This window comes from Parabacteroides goldsteinii DSM 19448 = WAL 12034 (assembly GCF_000969835.1).
Classification (GTDB): Bacteria; Bacteroidota; Bacteroidia; order Bacteroidales; family Tannerellaceae; genus Parabacteroides; species Parabacteroides goldsteinii.
The window spans coordinates 1,651,588-1,664,713 of record NZ_KQ033913.1; the positions used below are offsets into that span (position 1 = coordinate 1,651,588).

10 protein-coding genes are annotated in these 13,126 nt (G+C 50.5%); 1 reads left to right on the forward strand and 9 read right to left on the reverse strand.

Features of this window, described 5'->3' with window-relative positions:
• Positions 1 to 108: 108 nt before the first annotated feature.
• The 9 genes from HMPREF1535_RS19810 to HMPREF1535_RS19850 all read right to left on the reverse strand — a co-directional run bounded on the left by HMPREF1535_RS19810 (position 109) and on the right by HMPREF1535_RS19850 (position 11,761).
• Positions 109 to 831 carry a LytR/AlgR family response regulator transcription factor gene (locus HMPREF1535_RS19810; RefSeq protein WP_046147239.1) on the reverse strand — a complete coding sequence of 241 codons (723 nt, stop codon included), beginning with the start codon at positions 829 to 831 and terminating at the stop codon, positions 109 to 111.
• 5 nt (positions 832 to 836) lie between these two features.
• Entirely contained in the window at positions 837 to 1,889 is a 1,053-nt protein-coding gene (locus tag HMPREF1535_RS19815) for a sensor histidine kinase (RefSeq protein ID WP_244275660.1), read from the reverse strand.
• A complete protein-coding gene (locus HMPREF1535_RS19820; RefSeq protein ID WP_046147240.1) occupies positions 1,886 to 2,974 on the reverse strand; it encodes a sensor histidine kinase in 1,089 nt (362 codons plus the stop codon). The genes HMPREF1535_RS19815 and HMPREF1535_RS19820 overlap by 4 nt, the downstream gene beginning before the upstream one ends.
• 188 nt (positions 2,975 to 3,162) lie before the next feature.
• Positions 3,163 to 4,068: a DUF6268 family outer membrane beta-barrel protein gene (locus HMPREF1535_RS19825; protein WP_046147241.1), complete on the reverse strand. Its 906-nt coding sequence runs from the start codon at positions 4,066 to 4,068 to the stop codon at positions 3,163 to 3,165.
• A 105-nt stretch (positions 4,069 to 4,173) separates the two neighbouring features.
• Positions 4,174 to 4,944: a LytR/AlgR family response regulator transcription factor gene (locus HMPREF1535_RS19830; RefSeq protein ID WP_046147242.1), complete on the reverse strand. Its 771-nt coding sequence runs from the start codon at positions 4,942 to 4,944 to the stop codon at positions 4,174 to 4,176.
• Positions 4,941 to 5,978 carry a sensor histidine kinase gene (locus HMPREF1535_RS19835; RefSeq protein WP_010802910.1) on the reverse strand — a complete coding sequence of 346 codons (1,038 nt, stop codon included), beginning with the start codon at positions 5,976 to 5,978 and terminating at the stop codon, positions 4,941 to 4,943. The genes HMPREF1535_RS19830 and HMPREF1535_RS19835 overlap by 4 nt, the downstream gene beginning before the upstream one ends.
• A 13-nt stretch (positions 5,979 to 5,991) precedes the next feature.
• A complete protein-coding gene (locus HMPREF1535_RS19840; protein WP_046147243.1) occupies positions 5,992 to 6,885 on the reverse strand; it encodes an efflux RND transporter periplasmic adaptor subunit in 894 nt (297 codons plus the stop codon).
• Positions 6,886 to 6,958: 73 nt separating this feature from the next.
• Entirely contained in the window at positions 6,959 to 11,308 is a 4,350-nt protein-coding gene (locus tag HMPREF1535_RS19845; RefSeq protein WP_046147244.1) for a CusA/CzcA family heavy metal efflux RND transporter, read from the reverse strand.
• 270 nt (positions 11,309 to 11,578) lie between these two features.
• Positions 11,579 to 11,761: a hypothetical protein gene (locus HMPREF1535_RS19850; protein ID WP_007657173.1), complete on the reverse strand. Its 183-nt coding sequence runs from the start codon at positions 11,759 to 11,761 to the stop codon at positions 11,579 to 11,581.
• A gap of 506 nt (positions 11,762 to 12,267) precedes the next feature.
• Here HMPREF1535_RS19850 and HMPREF1535_RS19855 point away from each other — a divergent pair.
• A complete protein-coding gene (locus tag HMPREF1535_RS19855; protein WP_046147245.1) occupies positions 12,268 to 13,047 on the forward strand; it encodes a DUF4469 domain-containing protein in 780 nt (259 codons plus the stop codon).
• Positions 13,048 to 13,126: the final 79 nt, after the last annotated feature.

Consider the following 13,126-nt stretch of genomic DNA (forward strand, 5'->3'; position numbering starts at 1 on the left):
TATAATCCATAACTCTTAATGGAAAAGGCAGCGGCTATTTTAGGCATCTTTTGTTCACTTTATTTATTTTTCAACGACAAATATACGGGATTTTCAAAAGAACAGTACTCAATCCGACAGATTATTCTTCATAAAAAACTTCTCAAAGAACGCATCCCGGTAACTATTCCCTATCGATATTTCATACTTTCCAATAAATACATCATTGTTGTCAAACGAGGCTATATAATTGGAGTTCACGATATAAGACTTGTTCGTTCGCAGAAAAACATCTTTCGGAAGCATCTCATGGATCGACTTCAGATTCATCTTCGTCACAATCCGCTGTTCGGGAGTCTGTATCACGACATAATCCTTCAGTCCCTCGATGAAAAGGATATTTTCCAGCTGTATCCTGAAATAACGCCGTTCCGCTTTCACAAAGATATGACTGGCGGAAACAGACTCCACCTGATTCTTGCTGTTGTCGGTTTTCAGCAGGGAATGATAAGTATGTGCTTTCTGTACCGCCCGTTTGAAACGTTCGATTTCAATCGGTTTCACCAGATAATCTATCGCATCCACCTCATAGCTGTCGAGGGCATACTCCGCATAGGCCGTCACAAAGATGACAAGCGTATCCGACGGAATCATCCGGGCAAACTCCAATCCGTTCACCCCCGGCATCTTGATATCCAGAAACACCAGGTCCACCGGACTTGCCTGCATAAACTTCCCGGCAGACACGGCATCGCCGAAACTTCCATACAAAGACAACACCGGCGTATCCCGTATCAACAACTGGATTGCCTTACGACCTAGCGGTTCATCATCTACAATGATACAATTCATACTAATCAGTTTTTAAGTTTTAAACGAAGATTGACCGTATATGTTATATCCGTCTCATTTATTTGCAAAGAACAATCCGTATCATACAGAAGTTGCAGGCGGCGGCTGATATTGGCAAGACCTATCCCCCCGTCAACAGGCTTTTCTTTCTGTTCGGCCGGCTTCGAATTGATACAGATAAAGATAAGCTGCTCCTCTTTCGTTTTGAAATAGAGGTGCACATACGACAGTTTCCTGTTATCGTTATTATGTTTCACAGCATTCTCCACAAAAGGGATGAATAATAAAGGTGGAACGGTTATATGCGCTGTTTCCCCTTCCGTAGAGATAATGAAATCGAAATTATCACGCCGTATCTTCTCCATATTGAGATAATCGGTCAGGAAACGGATATCGTCCGCCAGATAAACCGTTTCGGAAGTACTGTCTTTCAGTTGATACTTCAACAGGTCTTTCAACTTGGACAGGACATGCACCGCCTCCACCGGATTTTCCTTTATCAGCACATTCGCGTTATTCAGCATATTGAACAGGAAATGCGGGTTTATCTGATTCTTCAACTGTTCCATTTCCGACTGCATCGTCGCATTCTCCAGTTCGTCGATACGCTGGCCGTATTTCACGTAATCCTGGAAAACAATCACCGCCGACGCGCCCGCAATAATCAGGCTTAACTGGATGATGGAAGAGATAAAAAAGAAGGCTGCCAACCAAAACTGATACAGTTTATATTCTCTTTCGATATCTTCCTGCCGCAGCAGATAAGAAAACAAAATAGCCACAGCGATAACCAAAAACACGGAGATGACATACTTCCCCAGCTTATTCTTCAGCAGTAAACGCGGGGTCAATATAAATACGCTCAAATAAATAGGTATAAGTAGTATCAAACTCTGTGCAATACTACTTCTTATCAAAGACTCCTTCCCCTCTATCAAATCCAGATAAAAATTCACGGATATGATCAGCATACTAAGAAAGAACAGCAGGAAATGCCTGAAAATCCTGTAACGGGAATCAACCAGCAGACGCAACAGAAAACCGGATGCATTTATCATAACCTGATACATAAATTCGTTTTACAAAGAGCCCCATCATCCACCGTCTCCAACTTATAAGCGTCTTTGAACAGCAAATCGAGGCGATGCTTCACATCTTCCAGGTCTTCGTTATGCTCTTTCTGCCCGTCCGGCAGTCCCGGAGCAAAACAAATACAAGAGAAAAACAACTTCCGCTCACCTGCCCGGAAACAGAAATAAATATCCATCCGGGACTCTTCCGACGACAACTGCTTTATATAATGAATGGCAAAAGGAATAAACAATAAAGGTGGCACCAGTTTACGGCTGACCTCCCCCTCCTTCGTCACGGTAAAGCTCAGGTTCGCATACTTCATCTTCGCCAGTTCAAGAAAACGCTCGATAAACGATATCTCGGAAATCAGCAGTACCTTCTCCCGCTTCCCGTCGTACAACTGGTAACGGAGCAGCCTGCTCAACTCCATCAACACCTTCGATGCCTGTTCGGGGTTATCGAAGGTCTGCCTGCCCGCCTCATCGAGCATATTAAAAAGGAACTCCGGGTTTATCTGGTCTTTCAAAGATTCCAGTTCAGTTTTCAGGTTCACCTTCTCCAGTTCGTTCTTCCGCTGGTAGAATCCCATCCAATGGCGAAGCAGGATGGTGATGGAAGTGCCGGCAATCAGCAGACCATACAGGAAAAAGTTACTTACAATCTCGACAGCCATTATCCGGTTCTTATAGAAAAAGGAATAATACCCCGGCTCCTGCCCGGAATACCGGTTCAGCCAGTAATCGCTCCCGAAAGAGACTACAATCATAACCAGAATAAGCAGGGACACAATAATGATATACAACACATACCGGTTTTTCAGCAGCAATCCGGGCAACAGGACATACATGTGCAGGTAAATCCCTCCGAGATAAAACGCCAGCAACAGCCCGCTGACATACCCAATCACACCGCCCACCTCATCCAGAAAACCGGCGCAGGTCAAATAAGGCATATTGAACGCCACAAAAGTAAAGAACAGTACCAGCAGCAAATGCCTCCCGAACCTGTACTTCGGAGCTATCAGGAAATCAATCAAAAAGCTGTTATAGGTTCCTTCCGACTTCGGCATAATAGGAGTTTAATTATTATCAAAAGTGAACTGTCCTGTCCCCGTGCTTGACACGGGGCCGCAGAAGAACCAGCAGTATCAAAAGATACATATAGGATACGGTCTGTGCCTTTGCGATCCCGTGTCTAGCACGGGAACGGGATAGTTCAATTATTTCTATATTTCACGCAAAGATATACATATCCCCCTCAAAAACCATATTTGACGGCTATACTCGTATAAAAAGCAGGTGAGAAATGCGGGTCATACTCCCTGTCCATCGACTTGAACATCGCTTTTAGCGTGCGGTCATCATAAAAGGCCGCACGGTAAGCGGACAAGCCAACCGTTATCGGAACGGACAGCGACTTCGTGATAGTCAGTTCCGGTTGCAACCCGGTCGTAATATACTGCTGGGTGAATATCTTATCCTTGCCGTCGCGCTCCACGAAAGCAAGCATACCGTTCATCGAACCGACCAGTTTCAGCCGAAGCAACTTATGCAACTGCATCCCGCCCGATATCTCCACCCCGTCCATCATCGAGACATTCACCATATAACGCCCTTCGAGCCGCCAGTCGACGAAAAGAGCCGGAAAAACCATCGGATAACCAAAGCTGGTATTCAGCGCAACCCCCATCCCCAAATCCAGATTATCACGCAGATGCCAGATAGCCGCCGCCATCCCCACCCCCATCACATGGTCCCAACGGGCATAGGCAAGGCTGCCGGTATTCATAAAAAGCCCCACCCCGGCACTTGCCAGAAGCGACCACCTCTTACTCAACGGACGGATATACGAAACAGCCAGCTGCGCATTGAAGATTTGCGACTCCATATACTCCGACAAGTCCTTGTTATCCATCGAAGCATAGGAAACGCCCAGACCGACCATCCAGGCAGTCGGGTGGTTGTTTTCATCCATTTTCATGGATACGGGAATGTTCACCCCTCCCTGAATCACCTTCATATCCCCTTTGCCGCCTACCTTTTTATTATCGGCATCCCGGAATCCGGACGAACCGATATATTCAGTCTTCAGCCAGACCTGTGCGCTTGTTTCCCGGCATATAAAAACTCCCGCCAACATCAACCACAACCATACTGTTTTCATATCATGCTTCTTTTTATTATTGAACTCGAAGCAAAACTAGACAAACAGCCGATGCCCAGATATTTTAGTAGACGAAGCGGCAGTAATAATATACCAAACGGGGTTTCAGGTATATTTCCCGGTAAACCAATCCTTGAACTCCCCGACACGCGCCTTGCTTACCAGGATTTTCTCCTGCACAGGGACTTTCAGGTTCACAGACAGGCGTCCGTTAAACCAGAGGTCGATGTCGGATACGGCTTTCCGGGAGATAAGATACTGGCGGTTCACACGGAAGAAAATATCCGGGTTCAGACAGTCGGACAACTCATCGAGCGTCTGCGTAAAAGTATATTCCCGCCCATCGGTAACGACCGCCTTCACAAGCCCGTCGTTGATATAGAAGAACAGAATCATATCTACCGACAGCGGAAGCAACTTGTCCCCCTTTACCGGAACCAGGAAATGCGTCTTGTAGTTCTCCTGCCGTTTCAGCACATGAATCAGGCGGCTGTAATCAAATTCCTTTGAAGGTGCCTCCGAACGCAGTTGTTCCAGTTTGCCAATCGCCTTCCGTATGTCACTCCCACCAATCGGCTTGAGCAGATAATCGATGCTGTTCACTTTGAAGGCACGCAGGGCATACTCATCGTAGGCCGTCGTGAAAATGATCGGGCAGGAGATATCCACATGTTCGAAAATCTCGAAGGCGGAACCGTCCGCCAGATGAATATCGAGGAATATCAGGTCGGGCATCGCATTGGCACGGAACCAGTCGATACTTTCTGCAATACTATCCAACACGGCCACAACCCCGATATGCGGGGCCGCCTCCGAAAGCAGAGCCGTCAGATTGCGGACGGCCGCTTTTTCATCTTCTATGATAAGTGCATTCATATCAATGGAATAGTTACGATAAATGTATTGTTCTCTTCACGCACCTCGATTTCCTCCTTAAAGAGCAGGTTGTAACGTTTCGCCAGGTTTGCCAGACCGATTTGCAAGCCTCCGCTGGCTGTAAGCTTACGCTGGACGGGATTGCTGACTGTCAGCCGGTTTCCTTCGGTAAAAACCCGGATGACCAACGGATGGCGATTGCTAATCTCATTATGCTTGACAGCGTTTTCAATCAGCAGCTGGACGGACATAGGGGGAAGCTGGCGCCCCCCGGCGGCTTCGTCTATCCGGATATCAAACTCCAGGTTATCTTCATAGCGCATCTTCAACAAAAAGATATAGGCAGAGACAAACTCCATCTCCTCCCGCAAGGTGACGCTTTGGGATTCATTCTCCTGCAAGGTGTAACGAAGCACCCGCGACAGTTCCTGCAAATAATCCTGTGCCTTATCGGGCGTTTCGCGGATGAGCGAGCGCAGGGTATTCAGCGAGTTGAACAGCATATGCGGGTTCAGTTGGTTCTTCAGGGCTTCATACTGGTTCACCAGGTTCTCCGTGCGTAGCTGCTGGTTCTCGACCAACACCTGCTGGCTTTTGCGAAGCAGGTGAATCATATAACAACTGCCCGTCACGATACAGGTAATGATAAAATCGCGCAACGGATGCAGGTAATGGTGCACCATCGCATCAATCGCCGGAATATCGAAATGATGATGAAGGAAGACGAAAACCTTTCCCAACAGATTGCTCATCAACCAGGTCAGGACGAAAGACAGCACCATCTTTCCCCACGTGATGCGCGCCGCCGGACGGTTGAACCGGAAGAAGAACGTATTCAGGGCAAAGAGAATCAGCAGCGAAATAAAAGTAAAAAACACTTCATTGGCAACATCGGCCATCCGCATTCCCGGGAAAAGATTGTTCTCCCCGGAATGGTCGAACAGGGATATCAGTTCCGGGAAATGAGTCAGGAACGCCACCACCACGGAAATGACGACGACTGCCAATACATATTTATCTATATTTACTTTCATACCGCAAATATACTTATTTCTTTTCTACACGCGCCGTTACATACATACCGGGACGAAAACGTTCGTGGTTTCCTTTCACCCGTGCATAGATTTCGAGGGAGCGGTTTACGGCATCGACCTCCTGGCCGACAGACAGCAGTGTAGCATCGAACGTCTGCTTTCCCATGCCGTTCACGCGGAACTGGATGCGGCTGCCCGGGGTAAGGTCGTCGAGGTCTTTCTCGTAGGCGGTCAGGCAAAGGAGGGTTTCGCCTTTGTCGATTACTTCGCAGACAGGTTCGCCGGCATTGATATATTTACCCAGGTTCAAGGTCATCCCGGTCACGTAGCCGTTCAGCGGGGATTTTACCTCCAGGTAAGGACGGATACCGTCTTTGAGCAGGTCGCCGGGCGTAACTCCGAGTATCGTAAGTTGTGCGGCGGCAGCTTCCAGGCGGCTTTTCATCGAAAGGTAATCGGCCTTGCTCTGCTGGAAACGTTTCTGGGAAGCAGCTTCCTGCGAACTCAGACGCTCCTGGCGGTGGTATTCGGCTTCGAGATATTCCGTTTGGGCATGAGCCTCCAGGTAACTTTGCTGCAACAGGATGAAATCGGGGTTTTCGAGGGTGGCGAGGACGGCACCTTTCTTTACATAATCGCCCGGAAGCAGGGGAGTTGAATGGACGGTCCCTCCCATCGTCAAGGTGACAGTGGCATGGCGTTGGGGAGGCACAATCATGGTTCCGTTGAAGGAAGAATGATTCGGCATGGCGGTCGCCGAAGTGACGGCGTCGACACGGATGGTATCGGTGGCAACCACTACCGGTTCGACAGGAGGTGCAACCGGTTCCGGGGTCTGTTCTTTTTCAGTTGTCGTATTGCAGGCGGCTAATAAAAGGACTGCAACGGGAAATAATATTCGTTTCATCAGATGTTTATTTTTAATATATTCTATTTTCTTAAAATATGGCTTCCGGGAGTTCCGACAGCTTGTCTTTTTCTTACCGAGTATACAATTCCAATTCCAGTGCAGAGACATTGTAATTATAGACCGCTTCAATATATCCCCTCCTTATCTCGCGGGCACTGTTCAGGCTTTGGACGAACTGCATAATATCCGTTTCGCTCTCCTTGAATTGTATCTGCGCACTCTTCAGCAGGGCATCCGCTTCCGGGAGCGCACCGGTCGTATAATAACGGATATTTTCTCCCTGTTGGCGGAGCATGGCTTGCAACTCATCGACCTTGTTGTTCAGCTGGCGGGCACTCGCTTCCGCTTCCGTCCGGGCAATTCCGGCATCTATCCTCGCCTGCTTCGAACGGCTTTGCTGCGGAAAGAACAAGAGCGGGAAGGAAACACCGACCATCCACGAATTCAACCCGTTCAGCGGTGAAATCTTCTGGCGGATATAACCGACCGAAAGTTCGGGGAAGAAACGGCTGCGCTCCACGTTCAGCAGCGCCTTCTTCTCATCTGCCAGGCTCCGGAAATAATTCAGATGCGCTTCCGACGGCGCCGCCTCTCCGGTCACACCCGGAAGTAACGCCAGCGTACTGTCGGCCGGAACAATCGGACTGTCGGCATAACACGCCCAGGTGAAACGGCGGACTGCCAGTTGAAACTCTTCTTCCGCCTGCATCAGCCGGGTACGCAGGTCGGCTGCCAGCGTCGTTGCCATATTGCGCTCCAGCAAAGTGATATCGCCCTGCTCGTAACGGAGTTTTCCCGCCTCCTGCAAACGGACTGCCAGCTCGCTCTCTTCGCGGTAAAGGGAACAAAGGTTTGCCGCATACTGATAATAAGCCCAGGCACGTTTCACCTCTGCCGTTATCTCTTTGCGTACCATGTCGCGATAATATTCGCCCGTCGCCACCTGCTTGCTGACCAGGGCGTTTTTATAGAAAGGAGTCAAGAGGTTGCCCAACGACTGGGTGACTTCCAGCTGGTTGTCACTGTGTGTCTCGCCATTGATTTGCCCCCAGGAATAGGAAAAGGAAGTCGCTCCCGGGTCCCAGGCCTCTCCCCTTGCAGCCCGCGAGCGGTCTATCGCCGCCGAGGCCGTCTTCAAACGGGGATGGTTCTTCATGGCAAGGGCAAGGGCCTCGTCCAGCGTAACGGTTGCCGGGACTGCGCCGGGAACCGCTCCCCCCTCCGCCCATGCCGCCGGTGACAGGACAACCAGCAGCAGAACCAGGGTGGCAACCTTCGTCCCCCTCCTTTTCCTGAACTTCTTCCACATCAGCGGGAACGAATTAACCATCCGGTAGAAGACCGGAATAATCAGCAGAGTAAGGACGGTCGAAACAATCAACCCGCCAATCACGACAGTCGCCAGCGGACGCTGCACCTCCGCACCTGCCGACCTGGCAATTGCCATCGGGACGAATCCCAGCGAAGCCACCAGTCCCGTCAGGAATACCGGGCGCAACAAATGCGGGCATCCCCGGGCAATAATCCGGTTCGTACTCATAGTATATCTGTTTCTTTTACGTAAGTCATTGAAATGATTAATCATCAGGATACCATTCAGCACCGCCACCCCGAACAAGGCAATAAAGCCGACCCCGGCAGAAATACTGAAAGGCAACCCGCGCAGCCAAAGCGCCACAATCCCCCCTATCAGCGACAAGGGCACGGTCGAAAAGACCACCAGCGTATAAGTCACGCTCTTGAAAGCGAAGAACAGCAGCAGCAAAATCAACGCCAGTGCAACAGGAATCACGACCAGCAAGGTATTGATGGCATTTTGCAGGTTCTCGAACTGCCCGCCGTATTCGAAATAATAACCGGGCTTCAGCTTGATATTCTTTTCCAGCGTGTCCTGTATCTGCGAAACGACCTGCTGTATATCGGCATCGCGCACATTCACTCCAATCACGATACGGCGTTTGGTCGCATCCCGGTTTATCTGCAAAGGACCGTTCACCAGCTCGATACTCGCCACCTCGCTGACAGGTATCTGGATACCCTCCGCCGTGCGGACAAACAACTTGTCGAGGTTAAGGTCCGACACTTTATCGTTATCCAGCCGCAACACAAGGTCGAAGCGCCGTTCGTTCTCAAAAATCACGCCAGCCGCCTCCCCGGCATAGGCCGTGCGGATAATCGTATTCAGTTCCTCTATATTCATACCGTAACGGGCAATCTTGCCGCGGTTGTACCTGACCACCAGTTGCGGAAGTCCCATCGCCTGCTCCACAATCACATCGGCGGCACCGGGTACCTGCTCCACATAGGTTGCCGCCTCTTTCGCCCGGGTGTAGAGTTCCTCCATGTCTTCGCCATACAGCTTGATGGCGATGTCCGCCTTGGCACCCGTCATCAACTCGTTGAACCGGAGTTGTATCGGCTGGCTGAAATTGAACTCCGCCCCCTCGACCGTCTCCAGTGCCTTCTTCATCTTCTCCACCATCTCGGCACGGCTGGAAGCCGACGTCCATTCCTTGAACGGCTTCATGATAATCATCACGTCGGCATCCTCCACCGCCATCGGGTCGGTAGGCACCTCCGCCGTCCCTATCTTGGCAACGACATGTTTGATTTCGGGGAACTGCTCCATCAGCGTCTTCTGCGCCCGGCTGGAAAGTTCGATACTCTGCGTCAGCGAACTTCCGGCGGGAAGCGTCATCTGCATCGCAAAGTCGCCTTCATCGAGCGTCGGGATAAACTCCGCGCCCAACCGGGTAAACAGCAGCAACGAAGCCGCCAGCAACGCAAAAGCGGAACCGACCGTCGCCCAGGCATGATGCAGGCAGAAACGCAGGCCGCGTTTATAAAACACATTCAGCTTATCGAAGAAACGGTCGGCAAAGGTCGGCTTTGCAGAGATAGTCCGTTTCAGGAAGAGCGAAGCCATCATCGGCACATAGGTGAGCGAGAGAATCAGCGCACCGATAATACAGAAGACCAGCGTCTTCGCCATCGGCGTAAAATATTTGCCTTCAATCCCCGTCAGCGTCAGGATGGGAAAGAACACAATCAGGATAATCAGGACGGCAAAGGTCGCACTGCGCACCACGCCGCTCGCCCCGGCTTCCACTTCCCGGTCCAGTTCAGCCTGCGTGAGCGTCCTCCCGGCAAGCCGTTTCGTATAGATATGCGCCAGTATCCCTTCAAGGATAACAATCGAGCCGTCCACCACGATACCGAAGTCGATCGCCCCCAAACTCATCAGGTTGGCCGACACGCCAAAGACGCGCATCAGAATGAAACCGAACAGCATCGCCAGCGGAATCACCGAAGCGACAATCAACCCGGCACGCACATTCCCCAGAAAGACGATCAACACCAGGAAGACTATCAGCGCCCCTTCAATCAGGTTGCGCACCACGGTCGAGATATTCCGGTTCACCAGCTCGGAACGGTTCAGGTAAGGTTCGACACTGACGCCTTCGGGAAGCATTTTCTGCACTTTCTCCACGCGGGCTTCCAGCTCCTTCGTCACCACATTGGCGTTCGCCCCTTTCAGCATCATGGCAATGCCGCCCACACATTCGCCTTCGCCGTCTTTGGTCATCGCACCGAAACGTTTCGGCGCACCGAAGCGCACCGTGCCGACGTCGCTGATATGGATAGGAATGCCTCCGCGGTTCGTAATCACGATGCGTTCGATGTCTTTCGCATCGCTTATCATACCTTCCGAACGGATATAGTAAGCACGGTTCACCTTCTCGATATAACTTCCGCCGGTATTCTGGTTGTTGCTGCTCAGGGCAGAATAGACGTCGCCGATGGTAATGTTCAGCGAATAGAGGGCATCCGGGTCGACCGCCACCTCGTATTGTTTCAGGTAGCCGCCGAAACTGTTAATCTCCACAATCCCCGGAATACCCGAAAGCTGCCGCTTCACAATCCAGTCCTGAATCGTGCGTAGCTCCATGGCATCGTAGCGGTCCTCATAGCCGGGGGCGACCTTCAGCACATACTGGTAGATTTCGCCCAGCCCGGTCGTTATCGGCATCAGTTCCGGCATGCCCAGTTCGGCGGGAATCTCTCCGGCAACGGTTTGTATCTGTTCATTGATCAGCTGACGCGCATCCAGTGTCGGGACACTCTCCTTGAACACCACCGTCACGAGCGACAACCCGAAACGCGACACGGAGCGTATCTCTTCCACATTCATAATATTACTCATGGCAATCTCTATCGGGAAAGTAATCAACTGCTCCACCTCCTGCGGGGCAAGCGTCGGCGAGACGGTCACAATCTGCACCTGGTTGTTCGTAATATCGGGGACGGCGTCGATAGGCAACGTCAGCATGGCATAAATCCCTCCGATTAGCAGGAACAGGGTCGTCAATCCGACGAACAGCTTTTTGTGAATCGAAAAATGTACTATGGCTTTAAACATCACTTTGTAATTTAAAATAACATTACAAAGCTAGCGGCTGCAAAAGAAGTAACCTATAAGAAAAGAATGAAGCTGACAGAATGGGAAGTGAAATGTACGAATCAGCTTTTAAACGGAAAAGAGAGAAAGGGCGTAAAGAACAAAATCCGGGAAAAGTCAGAGCCGCACATCTTCGTGTAAAGGGTCATACATGCGTTGTAAAAGGGGGTACATGTGTCTGGTCTGAAGACTGACAGGCTCCTGTGCGCGACTCTTCCCGGAATTTTTTTTTTAGGGGACATCATTCTTTTCATTGAAGTCGTCCGCCTCCTGGTTTCCGCCTTCAATGGTTTCCGTGACGTCTTTCACGTCGCCCGATGTATAGCTATCAGACAGGACAGAGGCATCCGAAGCCATCGCCTCGTCGGTCAGTTCGGCACTCTCGTCCCACAATGTTCGCATTATCTTTGTCATAACCTTTGATTTTATTTGTTAGTACATTATTCTAACAAGACTGCCGCGCAAAAGGTTGAAAAAGGAAAGCAATTTCTGAGAAATAAACAGCTTATTTATCACAGGTCCCTTTGTAACCGGTGGAATCAGAGCGACATAGTTCATGAAGAACTACGTTTATAATGTGGGCAAATATAAGGATTATTTCGGGGTGCGCAACATACGATGGCTTGTTTTTTAGGGGGAGATAAGAATAAATATCTATTAGGGGACGCAAACGACGCAAAGAACGCAGATGCATGCAGAGAAAGATTGATTATTAAAAAGTCTGCGAGCGTCTGCGCCTTCTGCGTCGTTTGCGTCCCCTAACACCGTTCTGTTTTGGTACCAACGAGGTACCGGAGAGGGTTTCACAAGGGGATGCTACAAAAGGAAAAACTGATGTTATTCAACAGAAATTCTCTATAAAACGGTTCATTATCAATAGGAATACTAGAGTTCTTCATGAACTAAAATACCCAATAAACATGGCAAAAGACGAACCTAAACGGAGAAGCATCATCGGCACACTGGTCGATAACAAATTGACCGAGCGCGAAGACGACTCCACCATCAACATCACTTATGTGGGCCGACGCTCTATCGACGGCCTGTGCAGCCTTGCCGCCAAAGCAGGCAGCAAATTTTCAGCTTCCGAGCTGCTGACCGCTTACAAGGATATCGAAAAGCAGGCGAAGGAAGAAGTATACTCAGGTGCTACCGTCGAATTCGGTTTCGCCAACAACTCCCTGGGAGTCGAAGGCGCCGTGATCGGCCCAGGCGCCGGTTTCGATCCCGCCGTCAACCGCGTGGTTATGCGCTGCATCCCGCTGGTAGGGCTCCGTCCTGAGCTCGACATGATCGACGTGATTATCAACGGCACCAACGAAGGAATGCCGACCGTCACGACCCTCTACGACGTGTTCACCAAGACGACCAACGCGAAGCTCACGCCCGGCAACACGCTCAACGGCAAAGGCAACCGCGTGAAAATAGCCGGCAGCGAAGGCAAGGAAGTAGGCTTCTTCTTCGTCGACGCCACCGACGAAACGAAGGTCGTGCCCGTGCCCGAGACAGCCATCTCGCGCAACGAACCGTCGAGCTTCTCCTTCATCATCCCCGCACTGCCCAACGGCAACTACTATCTGGAGATAGCGACACAATACGGTGGGCAGAGCACAAAAATATTGAAAGAAGTACGCCGTAGCCGCTTTCCCTATCTGCTTCAGGTAGGTTCGGGCGGAAGTGACCGGCCCGAAATAGAGTGACTGGCCCCCTCCATCCTCCCTCCCCGTAAAAGTCCGGAGGTCGGACCTTATAAGGTCCGGCACCCGGACTCGGGAAGGT

What these genes read in the sequence shown, in the direction of transcription:
- HMPREF1535_RS19840 (WP_046147243.1), bottom strand. Translation starts at nt 6,885, where the DNA reads ATGAAACGAATATTATTTCCCGTTGCAGTCCTTTTATTAGCCGCCTGC.
- HMPREF1535_RS19830 (WP_046147242.1), bottom strand. Translation starts at nt 4,944, where the DNA reads ATGAATGCACTTATCATAGAAGATGAAAAAGCGGCCGTCCGCAATCTG.
- HMPREF1535_RS19815 (WP_244275660.1), bottom strand. Translation starts at nt 1,889, where the DNA reads ATGATAAATGCATCCGGTTTTCTGTTGCGTCTGCTGGTTGATTCCCGT.
- HMPREF1535_RS19845 (WP_046147244.1), bottom strand. Translation starts at nt 11,308, where the DNA reads ATGTTTAAAGCCATAGTACATTTTTCGATTCACAAAAAGCTGTTCGTC.
- HMPREF1535_RS19850 (WP_007657173.1), bottom strand. Translation starts at nt 11,761, where the DNA reads ATGACAAAGATAATGCGAACATTGTGGGACGAGAGTGCCGAACTGACC.
- HMPREF1535_RS19820 (WP_046147240.1), bottom strand. Translation starts at nt 2,974, where the DNA reads ATGCCGAAGTCGGAAGGAACCTATAACAGCTTTTTGATTGATTTCCTG.
- HMPREF1535_RS19825 (WP_046147241.1), bottom strand. Translation starts at nt 4,068, where the DNA reads ATGAAAACAGTATGGTTGTGGTTGATGTTGGCGGGAGTTTTTATATGC.
- HMPREF1535_RS19855 (WP_046147245.1), top strand. Translation starts at nt 12,268, where the DNA reads ATGGCAAAAGACGAACCTAAACGGAGAAGCATCATCGGCACACTGGTC.
- HMPREF1535_RS19835 (WP_010802910.1), bottom strand. Translation starts at nt 5,978, where the DNA reads ATGAAAGTAAATATAGATAAATATGTATTGGCAGTCGTCGTCATTTCC.
- HMPREF1535_RS19810 (WP_046147239.1), bottom strand. Translation starts at nt 831, where the DNA reads ATGAATTGTATCATTGTAGATGATGAACCGCTAGGTCGTAAGGCAATC.